Consider the following 17,167-nt stretch of genomic DNA (forward strand, 5'->3'; position numbering starts at 1 on the left):
AAATTGTAAAACACATTGCTTTTTTAAAGGTATCACAGAGTATACTAAAAGTAAAAATTAACATTTTAATATTATCAAAATCCAGTTTTAACCAAATCGAAAAAATTACTGTTAAAAATTAATCCGTTTTTCTTATATATTTGGTTAAATTTATTCGATAAACGTAGTTTTAAAGGCAATTTATCTTAATTTACTTTTAAAACTTCATTAAACAGCTGTTAAAAGTTAACAAGACTGCATTGTAAATCCTGTAAGAAAATGTATATTTGAGTAATACTGAATTTATATTATTGTGCAGGAAAAAATTAGAACAAATCATTTTATATTCCCAAAAACTCCAACCGGGGTTGACGGATTAGACGAAATTACTGAGGGTGGTTTCCCTCAGGGACGTCCAACATTAATCTGCGGGGGTGCCGGATGTGGAAAAACTTTACTATCCATGCAGTTCATTATTAAAGGGATTACGCAGTATAACGAACCCGGCGTTTTTATGTCTTTTGAAGAGCCTTCAGATGATCTTACTTTAAATGTAAAATCATTGGGTTTTGACCTTGACCAGCTTAAAAAAGATAAAAAACTTATAGTGGATCATGTACGTGTAGAACGATCAGAGATTGAAGAAGCCGGAGAATATGATCTTGACGGACTGTTTATTCGGTTAGGACACGCAATCGATTCTATTAAAGCCAAACGGGTTGTATTAGATACTATTGAATCTTTATTTGCAGGTCTTGACAATCAGGCAATTTTGAGAGCCGAATTAAGAAGATTGTTTCACTGGCTTAAAACAAAAGGAGTTACAGCAATTATTACCGGAGAGCGCGGCGAAGCAACCTTAACCCGTCAGGGATTAGAAGAGTATGTTTCAGATTGTGTTATTGTACTCGATCATCGTGTTATCGAACAGGTTTCGACAAGAAGACTCCGAATTGTAAAATACAGAGGTTCTACTCACGGAACAAATGAATATCCGTTTTTAATCGATGAAGATGGTATTTCGGTACTTCCTATTACATCGTTAAAACTGGACAACGAAGTTTCTTCTGAGATTATTTCCACAGGAGTTCCCGGACTGAACGAAATGTTTAACAGCGGCGGATTTTACCGCGGAAGCAACATTTTAATATCTGGAACTGCCGGAACAGCCAAGACTACTGTTGCTTGTTATTTTGCGAATGAACAATGCAAGAAGAACGAAAAAACCATTTATTTTGCTTTTGAAGAATCGCCTCAGCAATTGGTTCGCAATATGAAATCAATTGGAATTGATCTTAACAAACACATCAAGAAAGGCATTTTGCAGATTCATTCTGCACGTCCATCCTTAAACGGTCTTGAACTGCATTTACTGACACTCAGAAAATTAATTAAAGAGTATAAACCTACGACCATAATTATTGATCCTATAAGTAATCTTATTTCAGTAGGAAGCGAACACGAAGTACGCTCTATGCTGGTAAGGTTAATTGATATGCTCAAGGCCAATAATATTACGGCGATGTTTACCTCTTTAAATAAACAGACTGATAATTTCAGGCCAGATCTGGCAGAAGAATCTGTATCTTCTTTAGTAGATACATGGATTACGGTTCGTGATATGGAAGGTGTTGGCGAAAGAAACCGCGGTATTTTTATTATCAAAGCCAGAGGAATGGGACATTCTAATCAGGTTAGGGAATTTGTGATTACAAGCAAAGGAATTGAATTACTTGATGTAGAATTAGGTCCGCAGGGAATATTAACCGGAGCCGCAAGAAAATCGCATCAGTTAAAGAAAACTATTTCTGATATCAAGCTTCAAAACGAAATCAGCCGTAAAGACCGCGAAATTGAACGTAAGCGTAAAGTACTTGAAGCTAATGTTGAAGCCCTGAGAACCGAATTTGAATCGGCTGAAGAAGAATTAAGCATTCTGAAAGCAACAGAAGAATTACACGCTAAATTATCTTCTAAGAAAAAATAACAGCAAAATGAAAAAAGAAGTAGCCGAATGGCAATTATTGCTCTATATAGCAGGTCAGACGCCAAAATCGATCAAGGCGCTTGAGAATATAAAAAAGTACGCCGAGGAACATTTAAAAGGAAAATACAGCATCGAAATTATCGATTTGCTGAAGAATCCGCAATTGGCAGAAGGCGACCAAATTTTGGCTGTACCAACCTTGGTAAGGAAATTTCCAGAACCTATTCGTAAAATAATTGGAGATCTTTCTAACGAGGAAAGAGTGCTTGTAGGACTAAATATCAAACCTATAAACGCATAAATTATGGAAGATTCATCTGATGGCACAAGTACAACCAAACATAAGTTTAAACTTTTTGTTTCAGGTATGTCTGTTAAATCAGGGCATGCAATCGAAAATTTACGCAGTATATGCGATACTTATCTCAATGGAAATTACGAAATTGAAATCGTAGACATCAGCCGGGATAAAGAACAAGCCCTGATTTATCAGATTGTAGCAATTCCTACGTTATTAAAGATCAGTCCTGAGCCCAAAAGAATCATTTTAGGTGATTTATCAGATAAAGACAAAGTACTAAAAATATTAAATATTAGTTAGAATTTGGAGGTTACCGATAAAAATATAGAATCGTTATTGACGCAGATCGCGTCATTAAAAGAACGGCTTTTTGAAGCCAACAGTATAGTCGAAGCCATTAAAGAAGGAGATGTAGACGCACTGGTAGTAAACACCAACGGAGTTCCGCAGCTTTATTCTCTTGAAACGGCCGATTATACGTACAGGCTTCTTATTGAAAAGTTCCGACAGGGTGCGCTCAGTATTTCGCGTAACGGACTCATTTTATACTGTAATGATTACTTTTCAGAACTCGTTGGCATTCCCACAGAGCAGATTGTCGGGACTTATTTAAATGAATATTTTAATAATCCCAGCCAGTTTGTACAGCTTATCCAGGCGCTGCGGTACGGAATTGCAACTCATGAAATCCTTATTAAATCAAACAATGACAAAATAACTTTTCCTGCTTATATCGCTTTAACCGATCTGGAACCCGCCGTAGAAGCAATTGGAATCGTTATAACCGATTTAACAGAGAAGAAAAAACACGAAGAAGCCCTTATACGTCATCAGGAAGAATTAGAAGAAAAAATCAGGGAATTAAACCGCATCAATACTAATCTGGAAGAATTTATTCATGTTATTTCGCACGATTTAAAAGAGCCGCTCCGAAAAATTGTAATGCATAATGACAGAATCGACGGAAGTTACCTTTCTGAAACGGATGCCAAATCAATGAACGTTTTAAAATCGTCGGCACTGCGTCTTAATTCACTTGTAGATGATTTAGTAAAATATTCGTCGCACACTGCACAGGAAGAACGAACCGAAGTTAATCTGAAAGCTATAATTTCTGAAGTTATCGAAGATCTGGAAATTATAATTGCAGACAAAAAAGCTAAAATTATAATAGGACAGCTTCCTCCTATAAAAGCTTCGAAAGTACAGATTCGCCAGCTATTTGGGAATCTGATAACAAATGCTATAAAATACAGTAAAGATGCAGTGGCGCCTTTAATAGAAATTTATCAGGCGGAAAATTTAAATGCCGAAATGCCAAATCAAAATACTAAATTTGTAAAGATTCAGATTAAAGACAACGGAATTGGCATGGAGTCGAGCCATCTTCTTAAAATCTTTACTATTTTTCAGCGCCTGCATGCCCGAAACGAATATTCAGGAAACGGTATTGGCCTTGCGATATGTAAAAAGATTATGGAAAATCACTCCGGAAACATTACCGTAGAAAGTAAACTGAATGAAGGAACGACATTTAATCTCTACTTTCCAATTTTATAAAATGCCACACAAAAATAATTTACATATCATAATTGCCGAAGATGACAATGATGATGCTGATGTAATCTGCGAAACCTTTAGTAAAAACCCCAATTTTGGTAAAGTGAGCCTTGTAACCAATGGTGAAGAACTGCTTAATTACCTAAAAGACAAATCAAACGAAAACCCCGATGTAATCCTGACCGATATCAACATGCCAATTGTCGACGGTATCGAAGCTTTACAGCAAATCCTGAACAACTCCGATTTAAAAGACATTCCCTGCTTTGTCTATTCAACCAGCATAAATCCGTCGTACAAAGAAAAATGCGACGATCTTGGTGTAAAAGCCTATCTTATAAAACCTTATTCTTTTGAGGCTTTCGCCGAAATTCCAAAGACTATTTTGAGTTTTATTGAGGCTTAAGGACATTTTTATTTGAAAATTTTAAAACCCTTGATCATTTTTATGATTGAGGGTTTGTTTTTTTATTGGGTTTTGAAAATACCGTAGAAATACTCGTTGTTTTGAATTTGGATTATTGATATACTTGTTGTAAATATTTTTTTAGTGAATTACGGCTTACCGTAAAATTTAAAAAATTAAAATACAATATTTGTGGACTATACAATTTGATATCTAAATTCATAAACATCAATAAATATGAGCACTCTAAATGAAATTTTAAACTTGAATGCATCGTATCAAATTAATACTTGGTCTGAAATTTCTAATGAGCCAACAATTCAAACAGTATTACAAGAAATAAAATCTGAAAAACATAAAACACAAATTACTATACTAAGAAAGAAACTAGAAGAAGGTAATAAAGAGTACTATGACAATTATAAAAAACATTTACCAGCAGTAACATTTAGTGCAACTTTTGATTCAAAAAGAACAAATGAAAAATTAAAAATTTATAATTCAATCATCGTAATAGATATTGATAAACTCCAATCAGAACAAATAATTGAGGTTTATAATCATTTATCAAATGATGAGCATGTAGTTACGTTTTGGAAATCTCCTTCAAATAAAGGCTTTAAAGGTTTGGTTTCTATTGAATATATTATCGATGACAATGAATCTGATTTAGATAAATTACATAAAAGTGCATTTAAAAAATTATCAGAATACTTTTTAGATAAATATAATATAGAACTTGATAAAAGTGGGAATGACATTACAAGACTTTGCTTTCTTTCATATGACATGGAATTGATTGTCAAATCAGAATTCAACAAATTTAATATTACTGATCAGGATTTAATTGTATTAACAAAATCCAAAGGCAATCCAAAAACAGAATTAAACTATTTAACCACTAAAGATAAACTATATAACCCATATGGAAGAAACAACCAATCGAATAGAAAAATAATGTCTGACATTATAAGACATTTAAAAAATAAAAAAGCGAGTATAACCTATTCTTATGATGACTGGTGTAAAGTAGCAATGGCAATTGCTAATTCCTTTACTTATGATATTGGTTTAAATTATTTTTTAAAATTAAGTTCACTAGATGGAACTAAATACAATGAAACTAATTCTACAAATTTTTTAAATAATTGCTATGAGACAAAAAAAGGAGATATAAATTTTAACAGTATAGTTTATTTAGCAAATCAAAAAGGTTATCAAACAAAAAATCAAAGAAATGCGGTGCCGAAGGCGGAGGATTAATTCCATCGCAAGTATCATTCTCATCAACGGAATTGCAGTGCCCGAGAACTTAAAAGACTCTAGACAAAATATGTATCACATCAGTATCAATAGTCACACGTGAGTATTCACGTTACAGGAAACCCTTTCTTTAATTTATGAAACAGTTTGAAGATTTTTTTACCGAAAACGAAATTTTACGACAAATCTGCAAAATTCGTGTTAAACTTGCTAAAAGTAAATCTAAAAAGCATTTATTACATCTATTGACTTCGGATGCTAAATATAATTATCATTTAAAGGCTAATAAAACCCCAAGTAATGAATTCGATCAATATCAACATGATTTGACAATATTTCTTAGGACAATATTACCTCCACGGAAAAGATGGATTAAGTTAGGTGAAAATTCTAGAAGAAAACAAAATTGTAGAAATGAATTTTTAACATCTAATGATAAAAACTTTTATTCTTTACTGAAAACTATAAAGGCGCAAGGCAAAAAAGAAACAAAAGAACAGTGGTTTTTAAATTTGCAAGATTTTATAGTTGAGATTAAAGAACTCTCGAAGAATCAATCATATTCTCTAAAAAAACCAATAATTTTTCCAAAATTGAAAGAAAAATTAAAGGAAAATTAAAGGAAAATGAATTTAATGAATGCAGACCGATTTGTATATTTAGCCTCAAAGACAGAATTATTCTAAGTGCGACAAATAAATTCTTAACACAGTTATTTGATGAGCATTTTCAAGATAGTTCGTATGCTTTTAGATCAAAAAAAAATGATCTAGGCACAATATTATCTCATCACGATTGCATTAATGATATTTTAAAATACAAAAATGAAAATAAGGAATCTAACTTATATGTTGCTGAATGCGACATGAAAAAGTTCTATGATACCGTAAATCATTCAATTGCAAAAAAACTCTTTTACAAATTAATTGAAAAATCACAAAAGCTCCATAATAATTTAGACCTTAGTATTCCTATAAATATTTTTGAAAGCTATCTTAATTGTTTTGCATTTAACATAGATATGCCTAAATCTTCTGATTCAAAATATTGGTTATCATATAAAATACCTAATGGTGAATTTTCTTGGGTTGCTAATATTATTTCTATTCACTATCCAGACATCAATCATGAAAGAATTGGTGTTCCTCAAGGTGGAGCCCTATCTGGTCTTATTGCGAACATTTATCTTAATGAAGCTGATGTTGCATTAAGTAATAATAATTTTTTATACCAAAGATTTTGCGATGATATGATAATAATTTCAGATAATATGGAAGATTGCGCAAATGCGAAAAATATTTATGAGGGTGTTTTATATGATTTAAAACTCTTTCCTCATCCATTTAAAGATGAAAATAATTTAACAACAATTACTGAAAAAGGCATAAATTATAAAAACTTTTGGGATGGAAAATCTAAGGGACCTTATAAATGGGGAGAAGTAGGGGAAAAATCTTTTCCCTGGATTGGTTTTGTCGGTTATGAAATTAATTATTTAGGAGAAATAAGAGTTCGGAAAAGATCTTTAGAAAAAGAACTTAAAAAACAAAAAACAATAGTAAATGAAATAAGAAACGCAGTTAAAAATGGAATGCGGAAATCAAAAGGAAGCGTCACCGAATCTGCTATTAATAGACTTATTGGAATGTCTGTTGGTCGGATTGGCCTCAATAATTTTGATGAAGTTTCGACTGATATGTGTTGGAAAAATGGTTTTAAAATGCTAACCTTCAACAATCAATCAATCAGACAAATAAAACAATTAGATAGAAATCGTAGCAAACAATTTTATAGATTATTAAAAGAAACAAAGACTCCAGAATTATTGCCTAAAAAAGGGAAAAATAGAGAGATCATAAAATTTAATAAACCTTTTAGTTATTACTATCAAATATTAGAAAGACAAAATTAATGAATAATCTAAATCAATATTGATTCATAAAAAAAATTAACTATGCTAAATCTCCAAAATTTAGATACTGCTAAAACTAATTTATTACGTTACGATCCAACTGTTTTCACTGGAACGGGAAATAGTTTTCGTTATTTTTTAAATAGATTAAAAATCAATGAATTCAGACATATTACTAATTTAGATATTAATTTTGATCATCCAATTACGATTATTTCTGGAACAAACAAAATTGGAAAAACTAGCTTATTATTATTAATCGCTTGTAGTCATAAAAATTTTCAAAAATACGACTCAACAAAACCTGAAACCATTTTAAGAAATCATTCATGGCGGGATGTACTATCTTTTACTGGATATGAAACTGCTACAAAAAGATATTCTTATGAATTATTTTGGAGAGTAGGCACAGCTAATAGGCAAGGCGAAGGCAAGAGAGCAATAGGTCGTCAATCTTGGACTGGACTAGGAAAATCAAGTAACATTTCGACACGAATTAATGCCAAAATACGCGATAAAGAAGTGCGTTTAATCGATTTAGAAAGGCTATTACCCGCAAGAAATTTTTCAAATAGTTTAATGAGAAAAATTTTCGCAACTCAACAAGTTAGATTAGATCAAGATATTGAGCATGCCTTTAATTATATTTTTGAAATACCAAATCCAGTTGAAATTTATAGAATAGGCTCACATATAAATAAAATTGCATATTTAATAACTCCAACTGGTGCTGGCTTAGATCCTTACTCAAGTTTTAATGCAGCATCTGGTGAAGAGTCATTAATAAATATTTTGGTAGATATTTTTGAAACTCCTTCTGATTCATTGATAATGATTGATGAATTAGAGGCTGGAATCCATCCAAACATACAGCGCAGATTAGCAGATATTATACAATATATATCATGGCATCATAAAAAGCAATTCATTATTACAACACATTCTCCTTCTCTTTTATCAGCATTTCCTCAAAAGTCTAGAAAGTTTATAGATAAAATACCTGCAGGATTATATGAAGTAATTTCTTCTATTCCTGTAAATACTGCATTTTCTAAAATGGATTCAAAGGCGTATCCATTAGTTCAATTATATTGTGAAGATACAGAAGCTGAATTTATTATTAGAAATATTCTAATTCAAATAAATAGAACAAGAAAGCATTTTGATAGATTAGTAAATATAATTATTTCTGGAGCAATACACGAAGTAAAAAATGATTATATCCGTCATAAAAGAAATTATCCACAAATGAGATTAAAAATGGGGTTTTGTTGTGTTTTTGATGGAGATTATAAAGATGATTCTAATTATTCTTCCTATCATAATAACCCTGATGAACACACTTTTTTTCTTTATCCATATGTAGCTCCAGAAAAGTTTTTAGTACATTCATATTTGATATCAAACCCTCATGAGCAATTAAACACTGCCCTAATTTATTCTGATCATCATGCCCTTTTTCAAGAAATGGCAAATCTTGGTTTAGCAGTAGATGAAGCTGATGCTAGAAATCTATGCTGGAATGCATTTATAGCCACTCCAGAATATCATAAACTGGAAAATGATTTATCTGATTTTTTATTAAGAACAATTGATTTTTTTTCAAGACAAAATGATTAGTCCGTATATTTTTGGAAAGCAAAATTCTTATTTCTTTAAATTATCATGAGCGAAATGCTCGAGGAAATGAAAAAGAAGAAAAAGCTTAAAGCAAAGAGACAGCATAAAACTGTCTCTTTTTTCTTGAAATCAAAATTCATTAATCCTTTGGCTTGTGATCATGTTCTTTTAAAGGCGGGTAATCTTTCTTTTTTTCAGGAGTCACACGCCTTCTTTCATCTAATGATCCATCATCTTTTTTCGGTTTTGGACCAGGTTTAATTGCTTCAATTGTTTCCATTAATGCATTTTTAAATTAAACATTTATATTAAAATAGAAGTTTAACTTTCTATTCTTGGAAACAAATAACATTAATAAATTCAGCATTGTATTATGGAAAACCATAACCAAAAGAATTATTTTCTAACAAAAAAATCAGGTCTGATACTACCAATACCATTCCTGATTTCTCCTATTTATAACTAACCTTGTAAATCTAATTTTATCTTCTTCCTCTAAAACCACCGCCGCCTCTAAGGCCTCCACCGCCAAAACCGCCTTGATGTTGGAAATTTTGAAAGTTTCGGGTTTGTGTTTCTCCCCTATCTCTGGACAAAGCCGAGCGATTGAGATCGTTTGTAATATCTGGACGACCCGCTTCACCAAGCGGTTTATTCGGCTGTCCGAGGGTTTGATTTTCTTTAGGGAAATTATCACGCTGGGTTCTGTCACCTAATCGGTTTTCGCCGCCCATGTTTTGTTCCGGTTTCGGCAGATTATCTCGCTGAATCCGCTCTCCTGCTCCATTTGCACCAAGTCCCTGATTGGGTTTATTACGCTGAATCGCTTCACCGGATTTTTTTGACGAACCTAAAGTTCCTGCTTGTGTCCAGCCGCCATTTCCGTTATTGTAATGACTCCAGTTTCCGTTTGCATCTCTTTTATACACATGTCCGTCGTGACCCGCATAAACATTATTGTTGGTATGAATTGTCGTTCCTCCGCCTCTGTGATGTGTAATTACACCTTTGTTTCCGCCGGAAGTTTCATAACCAATTGCTGTTCCGCGTCGGGTGGTAACATGTCCTGTCTGAACCCACTGATTGCCGTTTGTAGCCGCAGAATGTCCCCATTGAGCATAAGCATTATGTCCCTGATTGGTTCTGGCATAATTTCCCGTCCACGGATTATAGGTACTTGCAGCGGTACGTCCGCCGTACCAGCCCTGCACACTTGCAGAACGTCCGTATCTTCCCGTTGCCGGATTATACCAGGCCGAAGTTCCGGCAGCACCATATGGTCCGTAAACCCTTCTTCCGGCTGCCCATCCGCCAGTCCACGGATTATACACTGCTCCGCCTCCATACGTATACGGCCACGGACGGTAAATTGGATATAATCCTCCATAATAAACATACGGCGGATAATAGTATCCTGTTCCATACGTTAATATAGCGCCTACTGCAGCGCCAATAATAAAAGCTCCAAAATAACCGGCAGTTGTGTTGCTTTCAACCGTTGTATCGGTTGTGGTTTGCGTTACATAAGTCACATTATATACAGGAGAACTTGGCGGAATGGTATAAATTTCTTTCGGAACAGAGTCTGCTGTTTTCCACGGCCCATTCGGACTTGTAGACATGAACCAAACGGCCTGAAAACATAAATAATACAAATCGCCTACTTTTATAATCTTTTCCTGTGTATTACTTGCATATTGCATTTTTGTACCTTCAATAGGTTTAAACTGCGGCGTTCCGTCGTAAGTCACTTTTACTTTCGCTTCGGCATCAGATTTTTTTAAAATAGCCGTTGTCGGAACCTGCGACAGCATTACGGCATCATTGGCTTCCTGTGTTCCGGGTACAGATGCCAATACATTAGCGCGCGGTGAATCTTTAGGAATTTTAGCAAAATCAGCAGGAAGGTTATTTCCGGCATACATCCACGGTCCGGTTAATTCTTTAGATTTAAACCATCTTCCGGAAAGTAAAACATAATATTCTCCGTTGGTTTCATCGGCAAAAACATCATTTTCGGTATTGTCAATGTACATCAATTGAGTTCCGGCTATTTTAATGAATTTCGGACTTCCATTTATGGCAATCAATTCAGCGGGTTTATTACTGTAGAAAACTTCAGGTGCTTTTCCGGTTGAAGGCGGCGGAATCATTTTTTTAACCTCATCAAAATTTTGTCCTGAAGGAAGATTGATTAATCCCGAAGGAAGCTGAGTAGTTTTACTCCATTTGCCGTTAATTTTTTTTGAAGTCAGCCAGACATTATCAGCCAGTAAATAATAATCTTTTCCAGTTTTATCATAAAACAAATCCCAGTTTGTATTAACTACATATTGAATATCTGTTTTTTCTATGGGAACTAAAACCGGTTCTCCCTGCACTATCAGTAAAACTGCCGGATTGGTACTGTAAAAAATAACAGGCGGATCGTTTCTGGCCACAATTCCTTTTGCAGGGCTTTTGGTCTGACTTAAATCTGCCAGAATGCGATCTACAGAAACCGGATCTCCGCTTTTTGGCAGTGTTTCTTTAAACAATTTTTCCATTTCAGGAACTTTCTTTTTGTCGAGAGCCGGAAATCGTACATCCGTAACCTGAAGGTTTTTAATATAAGCGCTTCGGTTATCCTTATCTACCAGTGTTTCTGCTTTTAAAGAAGCTACGCCCAGCACTTGTTTCCCATCTTTTGGCGTTAAGGAAAAAGCCAGTCGGGCTGTAATTTCTTTAAAATCTTTCCAGTTATCTACCTGAGGCTGATAATAAACGAGTTTTGTACCGTTATTTTCAGCTTCACGCGGCCAGCCGTTATCAGCAAATGCAGAGTCGGCAGCAACAGACTCTGCTTCTTCCTTATTTACATGATTCGCATCTTTATCTTTTTTGCAGGAGAACAAAATTGAACTCAAACCAACTATGATTATTAGAAAAGCTTTTTTCATAACTTTAAAAGTTAGGTTATTCGTTAAAAATTTATTGAGGATATCTTTCAAATGGTGGGATAAAATTAATTTCACAGAAGATATAAAACTATTAATCAATACATTAGTTGGTTTCAAATTGTAACTTGAAACCAAAATTCAGGTAAATGAAACTTCTATTCTTATCATTTGCATGCAACCTGAAAAAAATTTCAGCATAAAATTTTTACCTCAGGCCAGTAAAACTTATAGTTATAAATTATTTTTATAAGTATAAAAAATTATTAATTTGATCAATAAGCATCATCGACATAACTTTGTCTCATCAAAATCAAAGAAATGATTTGATCATCTTAAAAAATAACTTTAAAAAATAGAAATCATGAAATTTACAAGAAGAGCAAACGCAAACTGGAAAGGTACAGGAATGGAAGGAAAAGGAACCATTAGTACACAAAGCACAACTTTAGATAATGCACAATTATCATTTAAAACCCGTTTTGAGCAAGGTGTTGGAACAAACCCTGAAGAATTAATCGCAGCGGCACACTCAGGATGTTTTACAATGCAGTTAAGCTTTTTACTTTCTGAAGCAGGATTTGTACCTGAAGATTTGGATACTACAGCAAAAGTAACTTTTGAAGACGGTACCATTACTTTAATTCAGTTAGAGCTTACCGGAAAAGTTCCCGGAATCTCTGAAGAAGATTTTCAGCAAAAAGCACAAAAAGCAAAACAAATTTGTCCTATTTCAAAATTATTAAATACCGAAATTACTTTATCTGTAACGCTTAATTAATTATACGAAAAAATCCAAATTCCAATTCTATAAGGAAAACTGGAATTTGGAATTTCAAAATTAAATTTTTCAACAAACAATCAATAATCTAAAATTAAAATAAAATGAAAACAATATTTAAAAGCTATTTAGCATTCGCAGCAATAATTTTAAGTTTGATATTTACATCCGCAAATGTAAATGCACAAACAGCGCCACAAATTAAAAACGTAGTATTAGTTCACGGAGCTTTTGCAGACGGTTCCGGATGGAAAGGTTTGTACCAGATTTTAACTAAAAAAGGGTATAATGTAACAATTGTTCAGAATCCTTTAAGCTCTTTAGAAGATGATGTTAAAGCAACAAATTTAGCATTAGACAAACAAGACGGGCCAACAATTCTGGTTGGACATTCATGGGGCGGAACTGTAATTACAGAAGCCGGAAATCATCCAAAAGTTGCGGCTTTGGTTTATGTTGCGGCTTTACAGCCTGATAATGGCGAAAACTCTGTTCAATGGTTGCAAACAGCTCCTCCAGCTCCTGAAAACGGTGTATTGCCTCCAGATGACAAAGGAATTGCTTATTATGATAAAGCTAAATTTCACGCTGGTTTTGCAGGTGATTTAAGCAAAGAAGACGCTGATTTTATGTTTGCTTCGCAAGGTGCTTTTTATGCACAAGGTTTTGGAACGCCAATTACAAAAGCAGCATGGAGAACTAAACCATCTTACGGAATCGTAGCTACTGAAGATAAAAGTATTACACCAAGTATACAATATGCAATGTACAAACGTTCTAACACAAAAATTACTGAAATAAAAGGAAGCCATGTGGTTTTTATTTCTCAGCCTCAAAAAGTTGCCAATGTAATTATTGAAGCTTCTAAAAAATAATTAATTATTAGCTCATTATAATCTTGTCATTTCGATGTAAGTCGAAATGACAAAACTCCACATAAATTCCAAAAACCGGGATTAAAATTAAGTCATAAAAAATTCCAAATCCCAAGTCTTAACAAGATATGGAATTTGGAATTTTTATTTATTAGAATTTAATTTTAAGAAACCTTACTAATCGCTTTTACAAAATAAGGCGAATCGTTCCAGCGTATTTTTCTGTAGGCAAAGTCTTTTTTTAGTGCTTCGGGAAGACAGTTCCAGATGGCTTCATTCATTTTTTCCAATAATAGTTTTTTTGAAAAAGAATCTGAAACAACTAAGCTGATTTCACGGACAGGAACCGGTTCTTTAAAAGGTTTAAAAAGTCCTGATTGTGCTTCATTTAAAATAGAAAGCTGTGGAATAATCGCAAATCCTAAATGCGCACGAACAAGGTTTTTTAAAGTCTCTATCGAATTGATATCATACGTAAACTGTTCTTTAATTTTATCTGATGTTTTTAATCCGCAGATATCGAGAAGCTGTGCATTGTAACAATATTCATGATGAAGTAATAACAATTCTGTTTTATCTCCGGGCTGAAGTTCATAAAACTCTTCCCCAGCCAATGGATGTCCCTGATTTAAATAAGCTACAAACGGCTCTTTAAAAATAACATGTTCAATCAAATTAGGGTTTCCGGTGGGTGTAGCCATAATCGCAACATCTATCGCCCCAATTTCTAAATCCCTCATTAAATGTCCCGTGTAGCCTTCTTTAATTGTAAAATGTACTTTTGGAGCGGCTTCTTTCATTGCATTAATAAACAATGGAATAAGATACGGTGACAGAGTGGAAATAATTCCTAATTTCAATTCTCCTTCCAGAAGATTTTTTTCATTTACCACAAAATCCCGAATTTCATCTGCTTCACGGAGAATTTTTCTGGCTTTATTGATAATCTCAGTTCCGAGAATGGTTGGCGTTAAAGGCACTTTATTACGATCAAAAATCTTAATCCCGATTTCTTCTTCGAGGTTTTTTAACTGAATTGTCAATCCAGGCTGTGTTACCATACAGACTTCGGCTGCTCTTGCAAAATGCCTTTCGTCGTCTAAGGCCACTATATATTTTAACTGCTGAATAGTCATTGATGTCGTTTCTGAAATACTGAGACGCTAAGGTACTAAGTTTTTTTCCTTTTACAGATGGTTCGTTTTTGTGTGATTGAAAAATAATATAATCTAATGAATTAAAACCACTATGTTAAAGTTTTACAAAAGCTCTTAATTCTAAAACCAGAAATATACAATTTATCGTACATATATAAAATGGTATCTGGGAGTGAGGTAAATTCAAATGGTATTTGTTTTTGGAGCATATTGGGTTTATCATTCTTAAAATATCATTTTGATGTTCCACTTAATATTTAATCAAAAAGCGATCTGAATCAGATCGCTTTTCTTTTTATTATTTTAAAAATTTACTTCTTCTCTTCGCTTTTTAGCTGCAAAGCACGCTGTAAAAAACTCTGATGCATGATTTTATTTTCGGCTTCATTAATGGCCTGAAACAGATTATTTTGATTATCCGCAATATCACTCAGCACTTTTTTCATTACATCCCAAACCGGCTTCATTTGTTCAATTAGCTCCTGCCCTTTTGATGTCAGCTGAATAAGTCTTTTGCGTTCGTCAATTTTATCTTTTTTAGACCGGATCAGTTTTTGTTTTTCGAGTTCCTTCAATAAACTTATGGTTGAAGGATGCGTGTAACCAATTTCATTAGCGATTTCAACAACGCTCAAAACATCTTTATAATATAAAGTATAAATAACAGGAAACCATTTGGGTTCAAAATCAATTCCGTATGATTTATAAAATAAAGCACCGTCTTTCCGCAATTGTTCACTTAGTCGCTGAAGCCTGGTCGAAATGGCCAATATTCCTGATTCGTCTATAATATTCATAGTTATTTCTTTAAAGTTAAATGACAAAATACATTGTCTGGTGCCATTAAAGGAAATGCTTTTGGAAGTTCTTCTTTATTGATCCGTACAAAATTATTCTTCTCATAAAAACGCAATGCCGCTTCTAATATCGAAACAGTTCCCAAATATAAATCATTGATTTTGTTTTCCTGACTATAAGCAATCAAAGTCTCTAATAATTTCTGCGCTATTGAAAATTCTTTTCCGCGAAATTCTTTTTTCACAAACATCTTTCTAATTGCTGCGGCATTATCCGCAAATTTTACCAAAGCAATAGTTCCCACTAATTCATCATTTATAAAAGCTCCCCAAAAACCTCCTCCTCCAGCATAATAAAAGCTGTCTATATGGAATAAATCCGGCTGGTCTTCGATAGTAATGGGAACGTTAAACTCTTTTTGCTGAATGTTTAATATCAAATCAACAATGGCATTTGAATATTCGTTTTCGATAGGTTTAATAACTGGATACATAACTTTAAAATTTTATATTACAAAACTACGTAGTTAAATACATAAATAAAAATTTTTATTCAATTTTATGATTTTTAATACTTTTGTCAGGATGAAGACAGGAATGGATTTAAACAAAAATGACTCTTCGCAAAAGATAAAAAATAATTAAAAGAACTACTTATATTTATTAGAATTTAAAATCATGGCAAGAAATCAAAAAGAAGAGTTTCAGGCGCTTCAGGATACTTTATATGTTTTGGGAGGAAAATGGAAACTTCCTATTATAAATTCAATTTGTAACGGAAATAATCGCTTTAAGGAAATTAAAGAAAGTATTCCCGGAATTACTGCCAGAATGTTATCAAAGGAATTGAAAGATATGGAAATGAATAATCTGGTAAAAAGAACTGAAGACCGTGATGCAAAAATTTCGATTCTATATGAGTCTACATCCTATTGCCAGTCTTTTGGGCCTATTATTTCAGAAATGATTAAATGGGGAATTTCTCATCGGGATCATATCAAAAACAGAGGAACAAAGATTTAAAACATCTTCTTACCAGTCTGGAAGGAAAATCAAAAAATACTGAAATTTTATTTTTACCTAAATAAAAGATTCTCAAAACGTTAAAGCATTTTCAATTACAATATTTTAAAACTCTGGAAAATTGTTAAAACTGAATTATCAATTTACTCGTAAGTACGAAGGATTAGATATTTAGTTAATCATTTATTTCTATTAATTTTAAAAGATTTGATTGTGGATAAATTGTGTGTTCAGAGATTAAAAAAAACCTTAACCTATCTGGAAAGTAAACAACGTGAACTAAAAAGACAAAATGATAACGACACAAGAAGTATCGAATCCATGATTAAATATTTAAAAAAAGATATGCTGGAACAATTTAATCTATCTGATTACGATATCTACATAAAAGAAGAAGCAAAAAACACTGATATCTTTATTCGCAGTGTTAAAAATATAATCGACGAAAATTCGTCCTGCTAAAAACAAATATCTTTTTAGATATTCCAAAAAACTGTCATGAACTTTTACCAGCCTTTACAGGTATGAAAATAGTTCTTGACAGTTTTTTTTATGCTATAAATCAATATA

General features: G+C 33.0%; 18 protein-coding genes. 13 read left to right on the top strand and 5 right to left on the bottom strand.

What is annotated here, in order from left to right:
* The first annotated feature begins 292 nt into the window (after positions 1–292).
* From kaiC to ASE21_RS13950, 9 genes are all read left to right on the top strand, one after another.
* Positions 293–1,966 (top strand): circadian clock protein KaiC, encoded by a 1,674-nt coding sequence (gene kaiC / locus ASE21_RS13910; RefSeq protein ID WP_057123291.1) that lies wholly within the window; start codon positions 293–295, stop codon positions 1,964–1,966.
* Between the two features lie 7 nt (positions 1,967–1,973).
* Positions 1,974–2,267, top strand: coding sequence for a circadian clock KaiB family protein (locus ASE21_RS13915; RefSeq protein WP_053474503.1), 294 nt, complete (start codon positions 1,974–1,976; stop codon positions 2,265–2,267).
* 3 nt (positions 2,268–2,270) lie between these two features.
* Complete coding sequence (locus tag ASE21_RS13920; RefSeq protein WP_057123292.1) at positions 2,271–2,567, top strand: circadian clock KaiB family protein; 297 nt, start codon at positions 2,271–2,273, stop codon at positions 2,565–2,567.
* 3 nt (positions 2,568–2,570) lie between these two features.
* Positions 2,571–3,827, top strand: a complete 1,257-nt coding sequence (locus ASE21_RS13925) for a sensor histidine kinase (protein ID WP_057123293.1) — start codon at positions 2,571–2,573, stop codon at positions 3,825–3,827.
* A gap of 1 nt (position 3,828) precedes the next feature.
* Positions 3,829–4,233 carry a response regulator gene (locus ASE21_RS13930; protein WP_057123294.1) on the top strand — a complete coding sequence of 135 codons (405 nt, stop codon included), beginning with the start codon at positions 3,829–3,831 and terminating at the stop codon, positions 4,231–4,233.
* A 237-nt stretch (positions 4,234–4,470) separates the two neighbouring features.
* Entirely contained in the window at positions 4,471–5,496 is a 1,026-nt protein-coding gene (locus tag ASE21_RS13935; RefSeq protein ID WP_057123295.1) for a BT4734/BF3469 family protein, read from the top strand.
* Between the two features lie 137 nt (positions 5,497–5,633).
* On the top strand, positions 5,634–6,116 hold the full coding sequence (locus tag ASE21_RS13940) for a hypothetical protein (RefSeq protein WP_057123296.1): 483 nt from the start codon (positions 5,634–5,636) through the stop codon (positions 6,114–6,116).
* A complete protein-coding gene (locus ASE21_RS13945; protein ID WP_262487412.1) occupies positions 6,101–7,408 on the top strand; it encodes a reverse transcriptase/maturase family protein in 1,308 nt (435 codons plus the stop codon). The genes ASE21_RS13940 and ASE21_RS13945 overlap by 16 nt, the downstream gene beginning before the upstream one ends.
* A 42-nt stretch (positions 7,409–7,450) precedes the next feature.
* Entirely contained in the window at positions 7,451–9,028 is a 1,578-nt protein-coding gene (locus ASE21_RS13950) for an AAA family ATPase (protein WP_057123298.1), read from the top strand.
* A 139-nt stretch (positions 9,029–9,167) separates the two neighbouring features.
* Here the strand turns inward: ASE21_RS13950 and ASE21_RS21970 are convergent, their stop codons facing one another.
* On the bottom strand, positions 9,168–9,308 hold the full coding sequence (locus ASE21_RS21970; RefSeq protein WP_199858510.1) for a hypothetical protein: 141 nt from the start codon (positions 9,306–9,308) through the stop codon (positions 9,168–9,170).
* A 202-nt stretch (positions 9,309–9,510) separates the two neighbouring features.
* Positions 9,511–11,967 carry a hypothetical protein gene (locus ASE21_RS13955; protein ID WP_057123299.1) on the bottom strand — a complete coding sequence of 819 codons (2,457 nt, stop codon included), beginning with the start codon at positions 11,965–11,967 and terminating at the stop codon, positions 9,511–9,513.
* Between the two features lie 361 nt (positions 11,968–12,328).
* Here ASE21_RS13955 and ASE21_RS13960 point away from each other — a divergent pair, with 361 nt between their 5' ends.
* Both ASE21_RS13960 and ASE21_RS13965 read left to right on the top strand, forming a co-directional pair.
* A complete protein-coding gene (locus ASE21_RS13960) occupies positions 12,329–12,745 on the top strand; it encodes an OsmC family protein (RefSeq protein ID WP_057123300.1) in 417 nt (138 codons plus the stop codon).
* A gap of 104 nt (positions 12,746–12,849) precedes the next feature.
* On the top strand, positions 12,850–13,620 hold the full coding sequence (locus tag ASE21_RS13965; protein ID WP_057123301.1) for an alpha/beta hydrolase: 771 nt from the start codon (positions 12,850–12,852) through the stop codon (positions 13,618–13,620).
* A 164-nt stretch (positions 13,621–13,784) separates the two neighbouring features.
* Here the strand turns inward: ASE21_RS13965 and ASE21_RS13970 are convergent, their stop codons facing one another.
* From ASE21_RS13970 to ASE21_RS13980, 3 genes are all read right to left on the bottom strand, one after another.
* Positions 13,785–14,756 carry a hydrogen peroxide-inducible genes activator gene (locus ASE21_RS13970; protein ID WP_057123302.1) on the bottom strand — a complete coding sequence of 324 codons (972 nt, stop codon included), beginning with the start codon at positions 14,754–14,756 and terminating at the stop codon, positions 13,785–13,787.
* A gap of 332 nt (positions 14,757–15,088) precedes the next feature.
* On the bottom strand, positions 15,089–15,574 hold the full coding sequence (locus ASE21_RS13975; protein WP_057123303.1) for a MarR family winged helix-turn-helix transcriptional regulator: 486 nt from the start codon (positions 15,572–15,574) through the stop codon (positions 15,089–15,091).
* A gap of 2 nt (positions 15,575–15,576) precedes the next feature.
* A complete protein-coding gene (locus tag ASE21_RS13980; protein ID WP_057123304.1) occupies positions 15,577–16,068 on the bottom strand; it encodes a GNAT family N-acetyltransferase in 492 nt (163 codons plus the stop codon).
* Positions 16,069–16,252: 184 nt separating this feature from the next.
* On the opposite strand from ASE21_RS13980, the gene ASE21_RS13985 reads away from it, so the two are divergent.
* Together ASE21_RS13985 and ASE21_RS13990 are read left to right on the top strand one after the other, a co-directional pair.
* Positions 16,253–16,597: a winged helix-turn-helix transcriptional regulator gene (locus ASE21_RS13985; RefSeq protein WP_057123305.1), complete on the top strand. Its 345-nt coding sequence runs from the start codon at positions 16,253–16,255 to the stop codon at positions 16,595–16,597.
* 213 nt (positions 16,598–16,810) lie between these two features.
* Positions 16,811–17,059: a hypothetical protein gene (locus ASE21_RS13990; RefSeq protein WP_057123306.1), complete on the top strand. Its 249-nt coding sequence runs from the start codon at positions 16,811–16,813 to the stop codon at positions 17,057–17,059.
* Positions 17,060–17,167 lie beyond the last annotated feature (108 nt).

It is taken from the genome of Flavobacterium sp. Root901 (assembly GCF_001429765.1).
GTDB lineage: Bacteria > Bacteroidota > Bacteroidia > Flavobacteriales > Flavobacteriaceae > Flavobacterium.